The organism is Janthinobacterium sp. J1-1, assembly GCF_030944405.1.
GTDB lineage: Bacteria > Pseudomonadota > Gammaproteobacteria > Burkholderiales > Burkholderiaceae_D > Janthinobacterium.
This window is the reverse complement of the sequence record NZ_CP132339.1, coordinates 1956849-1977450: the sequence shown is the minus strand read 5'-3', so window position 1 is coordinate 1977450 and position 20602 is coordinate 1956849. Positions and strand designations below refer to the sequence as shown.

The window sequence follows — 20602 nt, the reverse complement described above, 5'->3', positions numbered from 1 at the left end:
GCATCACCACGCGCTGTAATTGGCCGGCAGCCAGCGGTAGCCGTCACCCTCTTTGGCGATATGGCCGATGCCGGGAAAGCTCAGGTGCGCCGCACCGACCCAGTAGCCGTTTTTCGCCGCATCGGCCAGCTCGCCGGCGCGCTGCGCTTTCGCCGCGGCCGCATCGACATCGAAACGGATGGTGGTGCCGGGATGCGGGAATTGCACCGCGCCCGCATGCAGCATGTCGCCCAGCAGCAGCAATTTCTGCCCGCCGCTTTCCACCGCATAGTAGCTGTGGCCCGGCGTATGGCCAGGGGCCGCCACCGCGCGGATGCCGGGCACGATCTCGGCGCCGCCCTGGAACGGTGTCAGCTTGCCCGCCGCCACATACGGCGCCAGCATCGCCTGCGCTTCGTCAAAACCATGGCGCTGGCCTTCGGCGGCACCGGCCTGGTTGGCGCGGTTCAGCCAGAAGTCGCTGTCGTGCCGGTCCACATACACTTGCGCATTGGGGAACAAGCGCTTTCCGTCATGCGACAGGCCGCCCGAATGGTCGGCGTGAATATGCGTGAGCAGCACCGCATCGATCTGTTCGGGCGCGTAGCCGGCATTGCGCAGGCTGCGCTGCAAGCGGCCCGCCTGGGCGCCTCTGGGCAGGCCAAACAGGTCGCCCGCGCCCGTATCGACCAGCACCAGTTGCTTGCCGGTATTGATCAAAAAGGCATTGATCGAGGTTTCCGTCATCGGCTGCAAGTGGGCGTCGCGCAGGCTGGCGGCCAGGGTGGCCGGCTTGATCTCGGTCAGCAGCTTGTCGAGCGGGATGGTGACGGTGCCGTCGGACAGGGCCGTGACCTGGAACTGGCCCAGCATCATGCGATAGATGCCCGGCGCCGGCGTCTGGTCGAACGGCGCGGCGGCCAGCGCCGCGTGGGACAGCGTCAGGCCGGCCGCAACGGCGGCCAGGGTTTTGCGAGCAAACATGGAAGACCTTTCAAAAGAAGCGATACCGCAGTAGACTCCTTTACCATATATAAATGAAATTGATTATTTGAATGAAAGGCATCCAAATGCTGGATATCCGTGGCGTCGACCTGCCCCTGCTGGTGTCGCTCGACGTGCTGCTGGACGAAAAACACGTGACGCGCGCGGCCGTCCGCTTGCACCTGAGCCAGCCCGCCATGTCGGCCCAGCTGGCCCGGCTGCGCGCGCTGTTCGACGACGCCCTGCTGGTGCCGGCCGACTCCGGGCGCGGCATGCTGGCCACGCCGCGCGCGCTTCAATTGCAGGCGCCGCTACGCGCGGCGCTGGCGATGCTGGGGCAAGCCGTGCGCCGCGATGCGCCGCCGTTCGATCCGCGCACGGCCGAACGCACCTTTCATATCGCCGGCAACGACAACGCCGTGCTGATGCTGATGCTGCCGGTGGTGCAACAGGTGGCGGCAATCGGCGGGCCAGGGCTGAAACTGGCATTTCGCACGCCCGAACCGGCACAGCTGGCCGGGCAGATGGAACGTGGCGAGATCGACCTGCTGGTCGGCGGCAGCCGCTTCGTGCCCGCCACCTTGCACAAAAGCCCGGTGCTGCTGGTCGAGCACCGCATGGCACAGCGCAAGGGCCATCCGCGCGGCGTGGCGCCGCTGAACCTGGACAGCTATTGCGCGCTGCGCCATATCGTCGTGTCGACCAACGGCAGCTTTCACGCCTTTATGGACGAGATGCTGGCGCGGGAAGGCCGTGTACGCAGCGTACCGATCGCCGTGGCCCAGTACAACCTGGTGCCGCCGATGCTGGCGGCCACGGATCTGGTCTGCACGCTGCCGTCGCGCTTCCTGGAGCGCTTTGAAGGCCAGCTCGACACGTTTGACTTGCCACTGCGCGTGCCGGCGCTGGACCTGTCGCTGGCCTGGCATCCGCGCAGCGAGCACGATGCGGGTTTGCGCTGGCTGCGCGAGCAGGTGGTGGCAAGCAGCCCGGGCATGCCACAATAGCGGCATCAAACAACCACGCAAGGACATACTATGGGCACCTGGGCACTGGACGCCTTCGGCAACGACTACGCCATGGACTGGGCGCAGGATCTGCAGGAATATAAAACCCTGGAACTGGTCGAGACCACGCTTGACAACGTGATCGACAGCACTGAAGAAGAACTGGAAGCGCCATTCGCCGCCGAAGCGCTGGCCGCGCTGGACGTGATCGCGCGCCTGCTCGGCAAGCCGGGGGCAGCCGACCCCGCCACGGCCGAAGTCGACGAATGGGTGGCGGCCTGCAAGAAGAAGATCACGCCGCCATTGCTGGACAAGGCGCGCCTGGCCTTCGAGCGCATCGTCTCGGACTCCTCGGAGCTGCGCCAGCTGTGGCAGGAAAGCGAACATTTCGCGGAATGGCAGGCCGAGGTGGCCGCCTTGCGGCTGCGCGTGCTCGGTGTATCCGGTGCGCCAGCTGCCTGAAACGTCGGCAATAAACGTAGTAAATTCACACCAAAAGCGCGGAATATCGGCATCCGGCCGCTTTTGGTGTATCCTGTATCCCTTCGCAACAACGGCTCACGCCTCCTATGCCCGAGCATCCTAGTGGCGTCAGAACTGACGTCAAGCCCCACCGGTCACTGTTTGAACGCCTGACCGCACTCATTTCCCCCGAGCCAGAGAACCGTGCAGAATTGCTCGAGGTTCTACACGATGCGCACGAACGCAAGCTGATCGACGCCGACGCCCTGTCGATGATCGAAGGCGTGTTCCAGGTGTCGGATCTCTGCGCGCGCGACATCATGATTCCCCGTTCGCAAATGGATGTCATCGACATCAGCAAGCCGATCGAGGAATGGATGCCGGAAGTCCTGTCGACCGCCCACTCGCGCTTTCCCGCGATCGAGGGCGAACGCGACAAGGTCATCGGCATCCTGCTGGCGAAAGACCTGCTGCGCTACTACGCGGAAGAGTCCTTCGACGTGCGCGAGATGCTGCGCCCCGCCATTTTCATCCCCGAATCGAAACGCCTGAATGTGCTGCTGCGCGACTTCCGCGCCAACCACAATCACATGGCCATCGTGGTCGATGAATACAGCGGCGTGGCCGGCCTGATCACCATCGAAGACGTGCTGGAACAGATCGTCGGCGATATCGAGGACGAATACGACTTCGACGAAGCCGAGGACAATATCCTGTCGCTCAGGGAAGGCCAGTTCGGCCCGCGCTGGCGGGTCAAGGCCTTGACCGAGATCGAGCAGTTCAACCAGGAACTCGGTTGCCGCCTGTCGGACGATGATGTCGACACCATCGGCGGCCTGGTCTCCAAGCATCTGGGCCGCATGGCGCACAAGGGCGATATCTTCGACCTGGGCGACTTGCGCTTCGAGGTGCTGCGCGCCGACGCGCGCCAGGTGCACGTGCTGCTGGTCGAGCGCCTGCCCGACGTGCCGGAACTGGAACTCTGACATGCGCGTGCTGTAGATGCGTTTCCGACGCGTTGATCCCAACGCCGCCGCCAAGCCGCCCCGCAGCACGGGTTCGCGCATGCTGATCGCCGCCATTGCCGGCGCGGTGGCGGTGCTGGCCTTTGCCCCTTTCGGCTACTGGCCGCTGCAAATCATCAGCCTGGCCGTGCTGTTCTACCAGGTGCTGCGCGCGGCCGACATCAAAAGCAGCGCACGCGTCGGCTGGGCCTACGGCTTCGGCTGGTGCGGCGCCGGCACCCACTGGCTGTATATCTCGCTGCACCGCTATGGCGACATGGCCGCGCCGCTGGCCGTCATCGCCGTCGCCTTGCTGGCGCTGCTGATGGCGATCTACGTGGCGATGGCGATGGGCGCTGCCGCCTGGCTGCGCCGCCGCTGGGTCTTGTCCCTGCCGGCCATGACACTGCTGGTGTTACCTGCAATGTGGACCCTGTTCGAATGGACGCGCGGCTGGCTGTTTACAGGCTTTCCGTGGCTGGCCACCGGCTACGCCCACAATGCCAGCCCCCTGGGCGGCTTTGCGCCCGTCATCGGTTCGTATGGCCTGGGCTGGCTGGCGGCGCTGTCCGCCGGCGCCCTGCTGCTGCTGACGCATCCGCTGCCGCGCACGCGCTGGATCGCCCTCGCCGGCGTGCTGGCCCTGTATGGCGCCGGCATCGGCCTGCGCCATGTCGACTGGACGCATGCGGTGGGCCGCCCGATCACGGTGCGCCTGTTGCAGGGCAATGTGCCGCAGCAGCAGAAATTCGATCCCGCCTTCGTGCTGGGCGCCCTGCGGATGTACCAGCAGGCGATCACCAGCGCGCCGGCCGACCTGATCGCCACGCCGGAAACGGCCGTCACGGTGCTGCCGCATCAGCTGCCAGACGGCTACCTGGAAGGCCTGGGCGCGTATGCCCGGCAGACCGGCAGCACGCTCTTGGTCGGCATGCCGGTGCTGGACGAAGAACGCCGCTTTTATAACGCGGCGGTCGGCATCACGCCGAACGGCGCGCCGGGTTCCTACTACCAGTACCGCAAGCACCACCTGGTGCCGTTCGGCGAATTCGTGCCGCCCGGCCTGCACTGGTTTGTCGCCATGATGGCGATTCCCCTCGGTGACATGGGCCGTGGCGCGCGCGTGCAGCCGCCGTTGCAGGTACGCGACCAGCTGGTGCTGCCGAATATCTGCTATGAAGACCTGTTCGGCGAAGAGATCGCCGGCCAGCTGGCCAATGCCCACCGCCATGGCAAGCAATCGGCGTCGGTGCTGCTGAATATCTCGAACCTGGCCTGGTTCGGCGACTCGATCGCGATTCCCCAGCATTTGCAGATCTCGCAGATGCGCAGCCTGGAGACGGGCCGGCCGATGCTGCGTTCGACCAATACCGGCGCCACCGCCGTGATCGACGGCAAGGGCGTGGTAGTGAGCCTGCTGCCACCGGCGCAGCAAGGCACCCTGGCGGCCACGGTGCAGGGCATGGGCGGCATGACGCCGTATATCTTGTACGGCAACAAACTGATGCTGGCCCTGAACGCGCTGGCCTTGCTCGCCGCCTTCCTGCTGGGCCGCCGCGCCCGCAAGCTGTGAGCAAAGGCGAATTGACACAAGAGTCACAGTAGCGTCATAAAACCCGCTAAAATTAGCAAAATCCCGGCCCGGACGCCTGCCTGCCTTGCAGCGCAGGCGTCCTGGCTTCAAGCAAACCTTAACAAAGCGCAGCTTTTCGCGCGGCGAACCCATACGATGCTCACATTTCAACAAATTATCCTGACCTTGCAAACCTATTGGGACAAGCAAGGTTGCGCCCTGCTCCAGCCCTACGACATGGAAGTCGGCGCCGGTACCTTCCACACCGGCACCTTCCTGCGCGCGATCGGCCCGGAACCATGGCGCGCCGCGTATGTGCAGCCGTCGCGCCGCCCGAAAGATGGCCGCTATGGCGAAAACCCGAACCGCATGCAGCACTACTACCAGTACCAGGTGGTATTGAAACCGGCGCCGGAAAACATCCTCGACCTGTATCTCGGTTCGCTGGCCGCGCTGGGCCTGGACCTGAAGCAGAACGACGTGCGCTTTGTCGAAGACGACTGGGAAAGCCCGACCCTGGGCGCCTGGGGCCTGGGCTGGGAAGTCTGGCTGAACGGCATGGAAGTGACGCAGTTCACCTACTTCCAGCAAGTGGGCGGCCTCGATTGCAAGCCGGTGCTGGGCGAGATCACCTACGGCATCGAACGCCTGGCGATGTATCTGCAGGGCGTGGAAAACGTGTATGACCTGGTCTGGACCGAGTGGGAAGAAAACGACACGACGAAAAAACTGACCTACGGCGACGTGTTCCACCAGAACGAAGTGGAGCAGTCGACCTACAACTTCGAGCACGCCAACACCGAGCTGCTGTTCGAACAGTTTGGCAACTACGAAGCCGAAGCCAAGCGCCTGATCGAGCTGCAACTGACCCTGCCGGCCTACGAAAAAATCATGAAGGCCTCGCACAGCTTCAATATGCTCGATGCGCGCGGCGCCATCTCGGTGACGGAGCGCGCCGCCTATATCGGCCGCGTGCGCACCCTGTCGCGCCTGGTCGCCCAGGCCTATTACGACTCGCGCGAGCGCCTCGGCTTCCCGATGCTGCCAGCCGCCGAACGTACCGAAGCCCCTGCCGCTCCTGCCGCCTAACTGACGCCGTACCAGACAAGAACACCATGAACCAAACACTGCTTATTGAACTGCTGACCGAAGAACTGCCGCCGAAAGCGCTGGCCAAGCTGGGCGCCGCCTTTGCCGCCGGCATCGTCAACGGCCTCAAATCGCGCGACTTCCTGGAAGAAGACAGCGTCGCCACCAGCTACGCCTCGCCGCGCCGCCTGGCCGTCTCGATCACCAATGTGCGCGAAGTCTCGCCCGACAAATCGATCCGCGAAAAAGTGCTGCCGGTCTCGGTGGCGCTGGACGCGAACGGCAACGGCACCGCGCCGCTGGCGAAAAAACTGGCCGCGCTGGGCTTTCCCGACCTGGCGGTGGCGGACCTGGAACGCGCCGCCGACGGCAAGGCCGAGAGCTTTTTCTACACGCATACGGCGCCGGGCAGCCAGTTGGCCACCGGCGCGCAGGCGGCGCTGCAAGAATCGGCTGCCAAGCTGCCGATTCCAAAACTGATGAGCTACCAGCGCCCCGACGGCAGCACCGTGCAATTCGTGCGCCCGGCCCACAGCCTGATCGCGCTGCACGGCATCAACGTGCTGCCCTTGACCCTGCTGGGCTTGACGGCCGGCCGCGAGACCCTCGGCCACCGCTTCCTGACCAATGGCGAACCGATCACCATCAAGCACGCGGAAAACTATGCCGCCAGCCTGATCCTCGACGCCAGCGTGATCGCCAGCGTCGAAGAACGCAAGGCCACCATCCGCGCCCAGCTGCTGGAAAAAGCCGGCGCCGATCAAGTGCTGATGCCCGAATCGCTGCTCGATGAAGTCACCGCCCTGGTCGAATGGCCGGTGGTCTACGAGTGCCACTTCGAGGAAGAATTCCTGGCCGTGCCGCAGGAATGTTTGATCCTCACCATGCAGACCAACCAGAAATACTTTGCGCTGACCGATGCGGATGGCAAGCTGCGCTCGCGCTTCCTGATCGTCTCGAACATCGCCACCGACACGCCCGAGCACATTATCGGCGGCAATGAGCGCGTGGTACGTCCGCGCCTGTCCGACGCCAAGTTCTTCTTCGAACAGGACAAGAAGAAAACGCTGGCATCGCGCCTGCCGCTGCTGGCCAATGTGGTCTACCACAACAAGCTGGGCACCCAAGCCGCGCGCACGGAACGCGTCACCGCGATTGCCGGCGCGATTGCTTCAAAATTAGGTGGCGACGTCGAGCTGGCAAAACGCGGCGCCCTGCTGGCCAAGGCCGATCTGCTGACCGACATGGTCGGCGAATTCCCCGAGCTGCAAGGCATCATGGGCACCTATTACGCGCGCCATGACGGCGAGCCGGAAGAAGTGGCGCTGGCCGCCTCCGAGCACTACCAGCCCCGTTTTGCCGGCGACGCGCTGCCGTCGACCGCCACCGGCACGGCCGTGGCGCTGGCCGACAAGCTCGAAACCCTGGTCGGCATCTGGGCCATCGGCCTGGCGCCGACCGGCGACAAGGACCCGTTCGCGCTGCGCCGCCATGCGCTGGGCGTGCTGCGCATGCTGCTGGAAAAACGCCTGCCATTGTCGATCCAGGGCTTGCTGGCGGACGCCGCCGCGCAATTTGCAGCCGTTCCCGGCTTCAAGGACCCGGTGGCCGACGTCACCACCTTCATGCTGGACCGCCTGCGCGGCATCCTGCGCGAGCGCGGTTTCTCGCCGAACGAGATCGAAGCGGTGGTGGCGCAGAACCCGGATCGCCTGGACGATATCGTGCAGCGCCTGGAAGCGGTGCAGGCGTTTGCCGCGCTGCCGGAAAGCGCCTCGCTGGCCGCGGCCAACAAGCGCATCACGAATATCCTGAAAAAGAACGAGGAAGCACTCAAGCTGGTTGCCGATAATGGCGTCAGCGTGGCGCTGCTGCAGGACGAGGCCGAGAAAACACTGGCCGCCGCCGTCTCGCGCGTGCAGCCGGAAGTCGACGCGGCCTTCGCCAGGGGCGACTTCACGGGCACCCTGCAGACGCTGGCGCAGCTGCGCGACGATGTCGACGGCTTCTTCAACGACGTGATGGTGATGGCCGAGGATGTCGCCCTGCGCAACAACCGCCTGGCCCTGCTGTCGTCGCTGCACGGCATGATGAACCGCGTGGCCGACATTTCCAAGCTGGCGGCATAATGGGCGCGCCGGCGATGAAACTGATCATCCTCGACCGTGATGGCGTCATCAATCATGATTCGCCGGACTTCATCAAGTCGCCGGCCGAATGGCTGCCGATACCGGGCTCGCTCGAAGCGATCGCCCGCCTGAACCAGGCCGGCTACCGGGTGGTGATCGCCTCGAACCAGTCCGGCATCGCGCGCGAATACTTCGACATGTCGGTGCTCAACGCGATCCACCAGAAGATGCATACCCTGGCGCAGCAGGTCGGCGCCGATATCGACGCCATCTTCTTCTGCCCGCATGCGGGCGCCGACAATTGCGACTGCCGCAAGCCCAAGCCGGGCATGTTCCATGAAATCTCGCAGCGCTACAACACCAGCCTGAAAGGCGTGCCGACCGTCGGCGATTCGCTGCGCGACCTGCAGGCCGGCTTCATCAGCGGCTGCGTGCCCTACCTGGTCCTGACCGGCAAGGGCACAAGCACCAATGAAACGGGCGGACTGCCACCCGGCACCCAGGTCTTCGCCGACCTGGCCGCCATGGTCAACCACCTGCTCAAGGCGCCGGCTACCGCCGCGCCATCGCCCACCGTGGCATTCAGTATTTAATCCGGAGAACCGCTTGCGTACCATTTCCCTGTTCCTCAGGTCCCTGCTGTTCATGGTCATCATGATCGTGGCCACCATCATCTGGGCCTGCGCCTGTTTTTTTGCCGCGCCATTCAGTTATAACAAGCGCTATTGGTTCACGTCGCGCTGGAACGTGTTCATCATCTGGTGCGCCAAGGTCATTTGCGGCATCCGCTATGAAGTCAAGGGCGCCGAAAACTTCCCCGACGCGCCGGCCATCGTGCTGTCGAAACACCAGTCGGCCTGGGAAACCATCTTCCTGCTGCCCAGCCTGCCGCGCCCGCTGGTGTATGTCTTCAAGAAGGAAATCCTGTACATTCCGTTTTTCGGCTGGGCCATGGCGCTGCTGCGCATGATCCCGATCGACCGCAAGCAGGGCAAGCACGCCTTCAAAAGCGTGGTCGCGCACGGAAAACGCCGCCTCGCCGATGGCCAATGGATTATCATGTTCCCCGAAGGCACCCGCATCCCGGTCGGCCAGGCAGGCAAGTACAAGAGCGGCGGCACGCGCCTGGCGATTGCCACCGGCGCGGTGGTGGTGCCGATCGCCCATAACTCGGGCGAGTGCTGGCCCAAGCAGTCATTTCTCAAGCGGCCGGGAGTGATCACGGTCTCGATAGGCAAACCGATTTCGCCGGAAGGGCAAACCCCGGACAGCATGATGCAACAGGTGGAAAATTGGATAGAATCAGAAATGCGCGTCATTTCGCCTCACGCCTACAACGCTGGCTAGACGGCATCAGCGCGGTCATCCAGGAGCCGACCCTGCGCGAGCAGATGAAGACCATCAGGGTCGGCGACCAGCAACTGGATCTGTTCGCGCATGACGTCTCGACCAGCACGCCCCCGGTGGCGCGCCCCACGGCGCCGCCGGTGCTTCGCATTGCCGAACCGGTCCCGGTCCCGTTACCGCTGGTTGCACCACCCATCGCTGTTCCTTCTCCACCTTCCCTGCCTCCGCTTCCTTCCCCTCCCCGCACCGCCGACGGCCCGCCGCTGCGCCAGTTGCAGCTTGGCCCCCACCTGCTCGAATTCGCCCTGCGCCGCTCGACGCGCCGCTCGATCGGCTTCATGATCGACGACAATGGCCTGCGCGTGACCGCGCCCAAGCGCGTCACCCTGGCCGAAATCGACAACGCGATACGCGCCAAGCAGGGCTGGATCATCTCGAAATTGCAGGAACGCGGCGAGCGCAAGGTACAGCGCCAGCAGCGCCCTCCCGTGGTGTGGGTCGACGGCGCCGTGCTGCCCTACCTGGGCGGCGAGATCACCCTGCGCCTGCACCAGGCAGCGCGCCACCGCGCCAGCTTCCAGCGCGACACCGGTGAGCTGCATGTGTGGGTCACGCCGACCGGCACCGAGCAGCAGCTGAAGGAAAAAGTGAAGGCCTGGTTCCAGCACCAGGCGCGCCAGCTGTTCGAGGAACGGCTGGACCTGTATGCGGCCAGGCTGGGCGTGCGCTACGATTCCCTGTCGCTGTCCTCGGCCGGCACGCGCTGGGGCAGCTGCACCGTACAACGCAAGATCCGCCTGAACTGGCGCCTGATCCACTTCGCCCTGCCGCTGGTCGACTACGTGGTGGCGCACGAACTGTCGCACCTGCTGGAAATGAACCACAGCCCCCGCTTCTGGGCCACGGTGGAGTCGATCTATCCCGATTACGACGGCGCCAAGCAGGCGCTCAGGAAGCGCTCGCAGGAGCTGCCCGTCCTGTTCGGGTAGGTCGGGTAGGTCGGATTAGCGTAGCGTAATCCGACACCACCAGGGTCAGAGCCAACACTGTTGTCGGATTACGCGCTTGCGCGCTAATCCGACCTACGGTTGTTACATGATCAAGGCAACAGGGGTTTGATCGCCGCAATGGTGCGCGGCGTGGCGCCACGGTGCTGCGCCGCAAACGCCAGCGCTTGTTCACCCATCGCCGCCAGGCGCGGCGCATCCTGCAGCAGTTCAGCCGCCTGCGCCATCAGCGCATCGGCGTCCGCCACCAGCGCGGCGCCGCCGGCCTCGATCGCCTGCTCGGTCACCAGCGCAAAATTGAAGGTGTGCGGGCCGATCAGCACCGGCTTGCCCAGCGCTGCCGGTTCGATCAGGTTCTGCCCACCGAGCGGCAGCAGGCTGCCGCCGACAAAGGCGCAGTCGCAGGCCGCGTAATAGGCAAACATCTCGCCCATCGAGTCGCCCAGCAACACCTGGGTGGCAGGCGCCACCACGGCGCTACCTGCCAGGATTGAACGGCGCTGCACGGCCAGGCCGCGCGCGGCGACCAGCTTTTCCACTTCATCGAAACGCTGCGGATGGCGCGGCACCAGCAGCAGCAAGGTGTTCGCCGGCAGGCTGGCGCGGGCAAAGGCGTCGAGGATCAGTTCCTCTTCTCCTTCGCGCGTGCTGGCGCACAGCAGCACCGGGCGCTGGCCAATCGCCGCGCGCAGCCAGGCGCCGGTGGCCAGTGCGCTAGCAGGCACCACCACGTCGAACTTGATGCTGCCGGTGACCGCCACGTCCGGCACACCGAGCTGGCGCACGCGCGCGGCGTCGTCCGGCGTTTGCGCCGCGACCAGGGTGATGGAGCGCGCGGCCTCAAGGATCAACCGGCCCAGGCGCTGCGCCTTCTTCAATGAACGCTGCGACAGGCGCGCATTGGCCAGCACCACCGGCACCCGGTAACGCCGGCACTGGTGGATCAGGTTGGGCCACACTTCGGTCTCCATCAGGATGCAGATGCGCGGCGCGTAGTGACGGATAAAGCGTGCCGGCATGGCACCCGTGTCGTATGGCAGATAGCTTTGCACCAGGCGCGCGCCGTGTTTGGCAAACAGCGCCTTGCCGGTGGCGCGGCCGGTGGGTGTCATGTGCGTCAGCACGATGCGGCAGCCGGGCCACTCGGCCAGCAGCGCGTCGACCAGCGGTTCGGCCGCGCGCGTTTCGCCGACCGAGACGGCGTGCAGCCAGATGGTCATGGGGCTGGCCGGCGCCTTGCGGCCGTAAAAGCCCAGGCGTTCGCCCCAGTGCTGGCGGTAGCCCGGTTCCTGGCGCCCTCGCAGCCACAGGCGCGCCAGCACCAGCGGCAGGGCCAGCCACCAGGCCAGGGTATAGAGTAGTCGCATGAATAAACCTTGAATAAGCCTGGCCGTCAGTCGGCCAGCAGCAACCTGGCCGCGGCCAGCACTTCCGGCACGCCGGGCGGCTGGCCCTGGTCGCCCAGGTTGATGATGTTGTTCGACCAGTTGCCCTCGGTTTTCCACAGCGGCGAATCGGCGTAGATTTCCACCGTCGGGCGCACGAAGGCGGCGGCGATATGGGTCAGGCCGGTGTCGACGCCGACCACCAGCGCCGCATGGCGCGCCAGCAAGGTCGCATCGGCCATCGACAGCTTCGGCAGCACGCGCGCGTTCGGCAGGCTGGCCGCCAGCACTTCCGCTTCCAGCTTTTCCTTGGGCGAACCCCAGGGCAGCAGGATGGTCATCGGTGACAGGGCCTGGCCCAGGGCGATCCAGTTTTCGGGCGCCCATTTCTTGGCGTCGCGCGCGGTGCCGTGGAAATACACGGCATAGGGCGCCGCGCCCATCCACTCGGGACGTGTGTCAGCGGCGGACAATGCGGGCAGGCCGAAATCGGCCGGCGTGTCGACCGCATAACCGAGCGCCGCGGCGGCGACCAGGCGGCCGCGCGCCACCGCATGGGTGCGCGGATCGAGCGGGATGCTGTTGGTATGGAACAGGCGAGAAATGCCTTCGTAGCCCGAGCCTTCGCTGCCATTGGCCAGGCCCACCTTCTGGCCACCGGGCGCCAGACGTGCCGCGCCCATGATGATGCCGGTTTTCAGCAGGCCCTGGGTGTCGAACACATAGTCGTAGCGGGTCTGGCGCAGGGTGCGGAAGAAGGCGGCGATTTCGGTGCGCGTCTCCTTCTTGCCCAGGCTCTTGCGCCAGCGCCGCAGCGCGAACGGAAAGATGGTGCCGACGCGCGGGTTCAGACGCACCAGGCTGGTATAGCCCTCTTCCACCACCCAGTCGATGGTGGCGTCGGGATAATGGCGGGCAATGTCGGCCACCATCGGCAGGTTGTGCAGCACGTCGCCCAGCGAGGAAACGCGCACCAGCAGGATTTTCAAGGGCGCCCGCGCGCCAGCATCGCCGGCCACGCGTCAGAACGGCAAGACGGCGTCAGGCTTGGCAGCCAGGATCACGCGCCGGAACTGGCCCTGGATGCGCGCCAGCGCTGCCGGCGTTTCCGCTTCGAAGCGCATCACGATCACCGGCGTGGTGTTCGACGAGCGGGCCAGGCCGAAGCCGTCCGCGTATTCCACGCGCAGGCCGTCGATGGTGATGATGCGTTCATTGCCAGGAAAAACAGCGTCGCGGCGCAGCATGTCCATCAGCGCGACGTTTTCGCCTTCCTTCAGTTCCAGGTGCAGCTCGGGCGTGCTGTCCGATTGCGGCAAAGCGTTCAGCAGTGCCGAGGGATCGCTTTCGCGGGTCAGGATTTCCAGCAGGCGCGCGCCCGCATACAGGCCGTCGTCGAAACCGTACCAGCGGTCCTTGAAGAAGATATGGCCGCTCATTTCGCCACCCAGCGGAGCGCCCGTCGCGCGCAGCTCGGCCTTGACCAGCGAATGGCCGGTCTTGCACATCAGCGGCACGCCGCCATGCTTGGTGATCCACGGCGCCAGGTGGCGCGTGCATTTCACGTCATACAGAATCTGCTGGCCCGGATGGCGCGTCAGCACGTCGGCGGCGAACAGCATCATCTGGCGATCCGGATAGATGATCTGGCCATCCTTGGTGACCACGCCCAGGCGGTCGCCGTCACCGTCAAAGGCGATGCCGATTTCAGCGTCGCTCTCGGCCAGGCAGCGGATCAGGTCCTGCAGGTTTTCAGGGTGGGCCGGGTCCGGATGGTGATTCGGGAAATTGCCATCGACTTCGCAGAACAGTTCGATCACCTCGCAGCCCATGCCGCGGAACAGGTCACCGGCAAACGCGCCGGCCACGCCATTGCCGCAGTCGACGGCGATCCTGATCGGGCGCGCCAGTGTCACGTCGCCCAGGATGCGGTCGATGTAGGCGGCGCGGATGTCATGCGTGGCATAGCCGCCAGGAGTGGCGCTGTCGCTGCCGTCGTGGTCGACGATGCTCCGGTACAGCGCCAGGATCGCTTCGCCATGGATCGCTTCGCCGGCCAGCACCATCTTGAAACCGTTGTAGTCAGGTGGATTGTGGCTGCCGGTGACCATGATGCCCGACTTCGTGTCGAGCACATTGGTGCCGAAGTACACCATCGGCGTGGCCACCACGCCCAGGTCGATCACGTCGACGCCGGCCGCTTGCAGGCCTTGCGCCAGCGCCGCGGCCAGTGCCGGACCCGACAGGCGGCCATCGCGGCCGATCACCACGCTTTTTTCGCCCTTGGCCAGGGCAGCCTGGCCAAAGGCCTGTCCGATCTTTCTCGCTATGCCGGCATCGAGGGTTTTGTCGATGATGCCGCGGATATCATAAGCTTTGAAAATCGTTTTTGACAGTGGAAGCATGGTCTGGGCGTAAAAATGAAGAGGGTAGAAAATCGGCGCAGCGGGCTTGCCACTGCGCCAACGACATACCGAATTATACGCGCAGCAGATCGATCGACTTGCCCGACTCGACCCAGTGCCTGACCCACAGTGGCTGGCGGCCGCGGCCTGTCCACTGCTCGCTGGCATTATCGGGATTGCGATACTGTACCGCCACCTTGCCCGCGCGCGGCTGCAGGCCATCGAGGATCAGCTGTTTCAGCGGAATGCCGGCCTGCTGGGCGATCGCCATGATCTGTTCGCGCGCCTTGTTCAAGTCATCGCGTTCACGATGGCTGACTTCCTGCTGGACCTTCTCCGCCAAATTGCATAATTCTGCCATGGTCAATATCGATAAATTCATGCTTCACTTTCCGGAAAATTAATATGCATATCAAAAACCCATGGAATATACACCGATTCGTGAAAACATATTAACTCTTCTTGCGCACTATCATCCAGCGCGGTGATTTGAAACGAATAATGCGAAGATATAACCAAATATAAGTGGCAATAAATATCAGGGAGCAGCAAATCAGCAGCCAACTATGGCGCCAGAATAACGATGCGGGTATCACCGCCATCAGTGAAAACAGCCACAGATACGGCGACGTCAGGGAATTGCGGCGCATCAGCGCGCGCGCTTCCTTGCGACCCACCGTCCATCGCACGATACGGCGGAAAATCAGGCTGTGCAAATGTATGCCATCGGGCATGACCGGTGATTTACCTTGAATGAAGGCACGGCGGTAGGCGGAAAACAGGGTTTCAAAGGTCGGATAAATCAGCAGCAATACGGCATACCAGGTCGACACTTCCGGATTGCGCATCACCAGCAGCAAGGTCAGTTCGCCCAGCATGAAACCGATGAAATAGGCGCCGCCATCGCCGAGAAAGATCAGGCCGACCGGATAGTTCCAGATCAGGAAACCGGTGATCGCGCCCGCCACCAGCAGCGCGGTGACCAGGATAAACGAATCGTTGACCTGCAAGGCCACATAGGCCAGCGACAACAACATGCAGATCGACACCACGCTGGCCAGGCCATTGAAGCCATCGATGATATTGATGGCGTTGGCGATACCCGCCACGGCCAGTACCGTGATCGGCAAGCTGAGCCAGATAAAGGGGATGGCCCAGCTGGAAAACAGCCAGTCGATGCGATCGATGCGCGCGTCGACCAGGTAATACGCCAGCAGGGCGCCGGCCATGGTCAGCAGCAAGCGGCCGATGGGGCTGACCTTGCCCGTGAAATCCTCGACAATGCCGCCGACAAAGGCAATGCCCGAGCACAGCAGCAGCCCGGTCATCCAGTAAGCCATGGCCGGCAGGCGCCAGATCGACACTGTGGCACCCAGCAACACAGCCAGGAAAATCGCCAGGCCGCCGATACGCGCCACCAGATGCGAATGCACTTTTTGTACGCCATGAAAATCCGAATCGAGCGCGGACTTATGCAAATGCACCTGCTTTATGATTAACAAGGTCAACAAGGCGGATACAACAAAGCTCACGATGAAAGAAAACATTTTTAATCAATCAAAGATCGTGTGAATGTATCCATTTAAAAAATGGGGAATGCCATGCTCCTGGCATGAGCCAAACGGCAGAGCAACATCCCATGATTGTTCAGTCCATTTACCATTGATACACAGCCGCTGGCTTTTTTGGCAAGCGAAACAGCAACTAGCTTTAACTTGTTTGCGATAAATCATATGCCCCGCACCGCAGGTCTCACTTCAGGCATGATGTGGTGCAAGCAAATCGTCTGTTACGATCATGCAGAGATCACTATCCACCACCCCATGAAAACTTACTTTATCGGCGACCTGCAGGGCTGCCACGACCAGACGCTGGATTTGCTGGCCCGTATCGCCAAGACGGCAAACGGGCCTTACCGCCTGCTGTTTGCCGGCGACCTGATCAATCGTGGCCCCGATTCGCTGGCGACCTTGCGGCTGGTCCATACACTGGCGCAACAGGGCCTGGCCGATAGCGTGCTGGGCAATCACGACCTGCACTTGCTGGCCGTCGTCAACGGCATCCGTCCCCAGCACGCGTCCGACACGCTGTCCGGTATCCTGGCCGCGCCCGATCGCGATGTACTGATAGATTGGCTGCGCCGCCGTCCGCTGGCGCTGCGCCACGACGGCCATCTGCTGGTGCACGCGGGCCTGCTGCCGCAATGGAGCGTGGCACAGGCCCTGTCGCTGGCCGAGGAAGTGTCCGCCATGCTTGCCAGCGACGGCTGGGTGGACTTCCTGCGCAGCATGTACGGCAACGAGCCGGCCATCTGGAGCGATGACCTGCGCGGCGCCGACCGCCTGCGCTGCATCATCAACGCCATGACGCGGCTGCGTTTTTGCACCGACGAAGGCCGCATGGACTTCAAGATGAAGGAAAGCGGCAGTGCGCCACAGGGCTCCGGCCTGATGCCCTGGTTCGACGTGCCGGACAGGCAAAGCGCCGGCGAGACGGTGGTATTTGGCCACTGGTCGGCGCTGGGCCTGATGCTGGGCCCCCGCTTGATCGGCCTCGATAGCGGCTGCGTCTGGGGCGGCAAACTGTCCGCCGTCTGCCTGGAGGACCGCAGCCTGATCCAGGTCGACTGTCCGGCCTTCCGGCAGCCCGCCGGCAAGGCCGCCAGATAACGCATATGCTTGCTCGGAATCGGTCGTTTGCCCCCACCGGCACGCATCGTATGATCATGCTTTTGCCTGTGCGACCCGATGACTCCTGATACCGACCAGCTGGCGCGCTGGCTGCTGGGCAGCCTGCAACTGGACACGGCGGTGCTGCACGCGGGCCAGTATTGCGGCCGCTGGCGCGCTTCCACGGCCGGACGGGAACTGGGCAGCTTTCACCTGGTGCTCGACGGTCATTGCTATCTGCACGTCGATGGCGCGCCGCCGGTGGCGCTGGGACCGCGCGACGGCGTCTTCCTGCTGCGCGACCTGCCGCACTTTCTCAGCCCCGACATTGACCCGCTGCAGACGGCCGGCGCGCAAGCGATGCGCCCCTTGCATACCCCCAGCGACAGCCCTGCCACCGCGCTGGCCTGCGGCTTTTTCCAGTTCCAGGGCGCGGCCTCGAAGCTGATCGTCGACTCGTTTCCGCCCTATTTGCTGATCCGCGGCGGCGCGCCCGCGTTTGCCGCCGCCGCCGCGCTGTTCGACCTGATCCTGCAGGAGGCGGGCGGCGACCCGGAACAACCCTCCCCCTTGATGGCGCGCCTGGTCGAGCTGCTGTTCTTCTACCTGATCCGCCATGTGGCGCAGGGCGAGCAAGTGGCGGGCGGCCTGCTGTCGCTGCTGCACCGGACCGAATTTGCGCCGCTGCTCGAACGCATGCTGGACGCGCCCGCCGCCGACTGGTCGATCGAAAACATGGCCAAGGCCGCGTGCATGTCGCGCGCCAGCTTCTGCAAGCACTTCGCCAGCGCCAGCGGCCACTCGCCGGCGCAGTTCCTGCTCCTGCTGCGCATGAAGATCGCCGCGCGCCGCCTGCACGACGGCGCCTCGGTCGAGCGCGTGGCCGAACTGGTCGGCTACCGCTCGCATGCAGCCTTCACGCGCGCCTTCAAACGGGCCACCGGCGAACAGCCCGGCGCCTACCGCCGCGACCAGCGCCAGCGGCAGCTATCGAACTGAGATCAAGGATTTCAACATCGCAGACGAATGAGCAGAAAATGGCGACGTTGGCGTCTGTTATGCGCCTGGGGGCGCCGATATAATCAGCTGGTGATTAACCAACCTGGCAAGGCTCCCCATGTCCCGACTGACGCTGCACACGCTAGACACCGCCCCGGCCGAGAGCCGCCCTTTCGTGGAAAAGGCGATCGCCAACAATGGCTTCCTGCCCAACCTGATCGGCGTGCTGGCCAATGCGCCGCTGGCGCTGGAAACCTATCTGACCGTCTCGGGCATCAATGGCCGCGCCAGCCTGAGTCTGATGGAGCGCGAAGTGGTGCAGATCACGGCCGCGCGCATCCATGGCTGCGATTTCTGCATCGCCGGCCATAGCGCCATCTCCTTGAAAAAAGCCGGTGAAAGCCCGGATACCGTGCGCGCCCTGCAGCATGGCCAGCCGACTGGCGACGCAAAACTCGACGCCGTGGCCGCCTTTGCCGGCGCCGTCATCGCCACCCGTGGCGCCGTCGCCGACCCTGAATACCAGGCCTTCCTGGCAGCCGGCTATAACGAACAGCAGGCGCTGGAAGTGGTGCTCGGCATCAGCCTGGCCACCCTGTGCAATTTCTCCAACAGCCTGGCCGGCACCCCCGTCAATCCGCAACTGACGCCCTACCTGCCAGGCGCCGTCTGAGATGGCGAATCTGATGCCCAACCTCGTGCACTGGCTGCACCTGCATGCCGACCGGCTCGACGAATCGAACGAACTGGCTGAAAGCGTGCTGCCGGCGCTGGCCGGCGACCGGCTGCTGGCGACCGGCGTGCCGCAGGAACACGGCGGTGCGGGCGGCGACGTGCGCGACGCCATCGAAGCGATCGCCAAGGTGGCCGAACTGTCGCTGACCAGCGCCTTTGTGTTCTGGGGCCAGCGCTGCTTTATCGAATTCATGCTGCAAAGCCCGAACCGCGCACTGGCCGAACGCCGCCTGCCGGCGCTGCTGGCCGGCACGCAGGCCGGCGCCAGCGGCCTGTCGAACGCCATGAAATTCTTGTCCGGCATCGAGCAGCTGCAAATCACGGCCGCGCGCCAGGGCGATGGCCTGCTGGTCGACGGTGCCCTGGCCTGGGTCACCAACTTGCGCAAAGCCGGTTTTGTCGCCGCCGCCGCCGTCGCGCCACATGACGGCGCGCCACCGGTGATCGTCGCCTTCGACAGCCAGCTGGCCGGCGTGCAGCGCAATGCCGACCTGGACCTGATCGCCCTGCGCAGCAGCAATACGGCATCGGTCAAGCTGACCCACGTGTCGATTTCAGCGGACGATATCATCAGCGACAATGCGCCGGCCTGGCTGCCGCAGGTGCGCCCGGCCTTCCTCGGCATGCAGTGCGGCATGTCGATCGGTCTCGCGCGCGCCAGCCTGGCGCAGGCGGCGCTGATTTCACAAGGTTCGCGCAACGCCCTCACGCCGCGCATCGCCGCGCTGAAGGAAACACTGGAACTCGCCACCGCCACCCTGCTGGCCGGCGTGCACGATGGCCGCTTCGTCAAGGAAGCGCCGGCCATGTTCCGCCTGCGCATACAGCTGGCCGAACTGCTGCAGCAAGCCATGATGCTGGAACTGCAGGCAATGGGCGGGCGCGCTTACCTGAGCACCCAGCAGCAGGGCTTTGCCCGCCGCTGGCGCGAATCGGCCTTTATTCCCATCGTCACGCCCAGCCTGACGCAATTGCAGTCGGCGCTGCAGCAGTTCGACAGCCAGCAGGCCGCCAAAGCGGCAGGCCAGCCATGACGATGGCTGACTGGGCGCTGCAGGCGCAGGGGCTTTCCTATGCCTATCCGGGCTTGCCGCCCGTGTTCCAGGATGTCTCGCTGGGCGTGCGCAAGCGCGAGATCGTCTGCCTGCTGGGCGGCAGCGGCTGCGGCAAATCGAGCTTGCTGCGCGTGCTGGCCGGCTTGCAGGCGCCGTCCGGCGGCACCATCGACTTCCTCGGCGCGCCCATGCGCGAACCCGATCCGCGCAGCGCGCTGGTGTTCCAGCAGGCCAGCTTGCTGCCCTGGCTGAACGTCACCGGCAATGCCGGCTTTGGCCTCGACTTCAAGCACCAGCCGAAACTGAGCCGCGAAGCGCACGCCGCGCGCGTGGCGCAGGCGATCGAGGCGGTCGGTTTGCAGGGCCGCGAAAAACTGTATCCGTCGGCCCTGTCGGGCGGCATGGCGCAGCGCGTGGCATTGGCGCGCGCCCTGGCGCGCGAACCGGAACTGCTGTTCGCCGACGAGCCTTTCTCGGCCCTGGACGCCATTACGCGCGCCGAGATGCAGTCGCTGCTGGTCGAGGTGGTGCACCGCTGGCACACGGCCGTGCTGCTGGTCACCCACGATATCGATGAAGCGATCCTGGTGGCCGACCGCATCCTGCTGATGGGCGGCAAGCCGGGCAATATCGTGCGCGAGTGGCCGGTCGATATCGCCCAGCCGCGTATCAGCCATGGCGCCGGCGTGGTCGCCCTCAAGATGGAAATCCTCGACGCCCTGCAGTCGCTGCAAAAACCGCAACCTGCCCTCCCCCTTTAATCGAACGGAGCA

The 20602-nt window shown here is 64.5% G+C and carries 20 protein-coding genes; 14 read left to right on the top strand and 6 right to left on the bottom strand.

Annotated features, from left to right (window positions below; translation table 11 throughout):
- Positions 1-3 precede the first annotated feature (3 nt).
- Positions 4-963 (bottom strand): MBL fold metallo-hydrolase, encoded by a 960-nt coding sequence (locus Q8L25_RS08915; protein WP_308924519.1) that lies wholly within the window; start codon positions 961-963, stop codon positions 4-6.
- A gap of 71 nt (positions 964-1034) precedes the next feature.
- Between Q8L25_RS08915 and Q8L25_RS08910 the strand changes: the two genes are divergently transcribed.
- The 9 genes from Q8L25_RS08910 to Q8L25_RS08870 all read left to right on the top strand — a co-directional run bounded on the left by Q8L25_RS08910 (position 1035) and on the right by Q8L25_RS08870 (position 10563).
- Positions 1035-1970: a LysR family transcriptional regulator gene (locus Q8L25_RS08910; RefSeq protein ID WP_308924518.1), complete on the top strand. Its 936-nt coding sequence runs from the start codon at positions 1035-1037 to the stop codon at positions 1968-1970.
- 30 nt (positions 1971-2000) lie between these two features.
- Positions 2001-2432: a DUF4259 domain-containing protein gene (locus Q8L25_RS08905; RefSeq protein ID WP_308924517.1), complete on the top strand. Its 432-nt coding sequence runs from the start codon at positions 2001-2003 to the stop codon at positions 2430-2432.
- Between the two features lie 107 nt (positions 2433-2539).
- Positions 2540-3418: a transporter associated domain-containing protein gene (locus tag Q8L25_RS08900; RefSeq protein ID WP_308924516.1), complete on the top strand. Its 879-nt coding sequence runs from the start codon at positions 2540-2542 to the stop codon at positions 3416-3418.
- A gap of 16 nt (positions 3419-3434) precedes the next feature.
- Entirely contained in the window at positions 3435-5009 is a 1575-nt protein-coding gene (gene lnt / locus Q8L25_RS08895; RefSeq protein ID WP_308924515.1) for an apolipoprotein N-acyltransferase, read from the top strand.
- Between the two features lie 156 nt (positions 5010-5165).
- Positions 5166-6098, top strand: a complete 933-nt coding sequence (gene glyQ, locus Q8L25_RS08890) for a glycine--tRNA ligase subunit alpha (RefSeq protein WP_308924514.1) — start codon at positions 5166-5168, stop codon at positions 6096-6098.
- Between the two features lie 26 nt (positions 6099-6124).
- Positions 6125-8227: a glycine--tRNA ligase subunit beta gene (gene glyS, locus Q8L25_RS08885; RefSeq protein ID WP_308924513.1), complete on the top strand. Its 2103-nt coding sequence runs from the start codon at positions 6125-6127 to the stop codon at positions 8225-8227.
- A 14-nt stretch (positions 8228-8241) separates the two neighbouring features.
- On the top strand, positions 8242-8820 hold the full coding sequence (gmhB, locus tag Q8L25_RS08880; RefSeq protein ID WP_308924512.1) for a D-glycero-beta-D-manno-heptose 1,7-bisphosphate 7-phosphatase: 579 nt from the start codon (positions 8242-8244) through the stop codon (positions 8818-8820).
- 13 nt (positions 8821-8833) lie between these two features.
- Entirely contained in the window at positions 8834-9574 is a 741-nt protein-coding gene (locus Q8L25_RS08875) for a lysophospholipid acyltransferase family protein (protein ID WP_308924511.1), read from the top strand.
- A gap of 44 nt (positions 9575-9618) precedes the next feature.
- Complete coding sequence (locus Q8L25_RS08870; RefSeq protein ID WP_308925694.1) at positions 9619-10563, top strand: SprT family zinc-dependent metalloprotease; 945 nt, start codon at positions 9619-9621, stop codon at positions 10561-10563.
- 110 nt (positions 10564-10673) lie between these two features.
- Here Q8L25_RS08870 and waaA read toward each other — a convergent pair whose 3' ends face one another.
- The 5 genes from waaA to Q8L25_RS08845 form a co-directional block, all read right to left on the bottom strand.
- Entirely contained in the window at positions 10674-11948 is a 1275-nt protein-coding gene (waaA, locus tag Q8L25_RS08865) for a lipid IV(A) 3-deoxy-D-manno-octulosonic acid transferase (RefSeq protein ID WP_308924510.1), read from the bottom strand.
- 26 nt (positions 11949-11974) lie between these two features.
- On the bottom strand, positions 11975-12955 hold the full coding sequence (waaC, locus tag Q8L25_RS08860) for a lipopolysaccharide heptosyltransferase I (RefSeq protein WP_374694294.1): 981 nt from the start codon (positions 12953-12955) through the stop codon (positions 11975-11977).
- Positions 12956-12988: 33 nt separating this feature from the next.
- Positions 12989-14371 (bottom strand): phosphomannomutase/phosphoglucomutase, encoded by a 1383-nt coding sequence (locus Q8L25_RS08855; protein WP_308924508.1) that lies wholly within the window; start codon positions 14369-14371, stop codon positions 12989-12991.
- 73 nt (positions 14372-14444) lie between these two features.
- Positions 14445-14714: an H-NS histone family protein gene (locus Q8L25_RS08850; protein ID WP_308924507.1), complete on the bottom strand. Its 270-nt coding sequence runs from the start codon at positions 14712-14714 to the stop codon at positions 14445-14447.
- 109 nt (positions 14715-14823) lie between these two features.
- Positions 14824-15918, bottom strand: a complete 1095-nt coding sequence (locus Q8L25_RS08845; RefSeq protein ID WP_308924506.1) for a glycosyltransferase — start codon at positions 15916-15918, stop codon at positions 14824-14826.
- Positions 15919-16194: 276 nt separating this feature from the next.
- Here Q8L25_RS08845 and Q8L25_RS08840 point away from each other — a divergent pair, with 276 nt between their 5' ends.
- The 5 genes from Q8L25_RS08840 to Q8L25_RS08820 all read left to right on the top strand — a co-directional run bounded on the left by Q8L25_RS08840 (position 16195) and on the right by Q8L25_RS08820 (position 20590).
- Positions 16195-17040 carry a symmetrical bis(5'-nucleosyl)-tetraphosphatase gene (locus Q8L25_RS08840; protein WP_308924505.1) on the top strand — a complete coding sequence of 282 codons (846 nt, stop codon included), beginning with the start codon at positions 16195-16197 and terminating at the stop codon, positions 17038-17040.
- Positions 17041-17118: 78 nt separating this feature from the next.
- Entirely contained in the window at positions 17119-18039 is a 921-nt protein-coding gene (locus Q8L25_RS08835; protein ID WP_308924504.1) for an AraC family transcriptional regulator, read from the top strand.
- 118 nt (positions 18040-18157) lie between these two features.
- Positions 18158-18712 carry a carboxymuconolactone decarboxylase family protein gene (locus Q8L25_RS08830; protein ID WP_308924503.1) on the top strand — a complete coding sequence of 185 codons (555 nt, stop codon included), beginning with the start codon at positions 18158-18160 and terminating at the stop codon, positions 18710-18712.
- Positions 18713-18725: 13 nt separating this feature from the next.
- The gene (locus tag Q8L25_RS08825) at positions 18726-19808 is read left to right on the top strand and encodes an acyl-CoA dehydrogenase family protein (RefSeq protein WP_308924502.1); all 1083 of its coding nucleotides are present in this window, start codon (positions 18726-18728) and stop codon (positions 19806-19808) included.
- The gene (locus Q8L25_RS08820; protein WP_374694252.1) at positions 19805-20590 is read left to right on the top strand and encodes an ABC transporter ATP-binding protein; all 786 of its coding nucleotides are present in this window, start codon (positions 19805-19807) and stop codon (positions 20588-20590) included. Before Q8L25_RS08825 ends, Q8L25_RS08820 begins: the two co-directional genes overlap by 4 nt.
- The last annotated feature ends 12 nt before the right edge of the window (positions 20591-20602 follow it).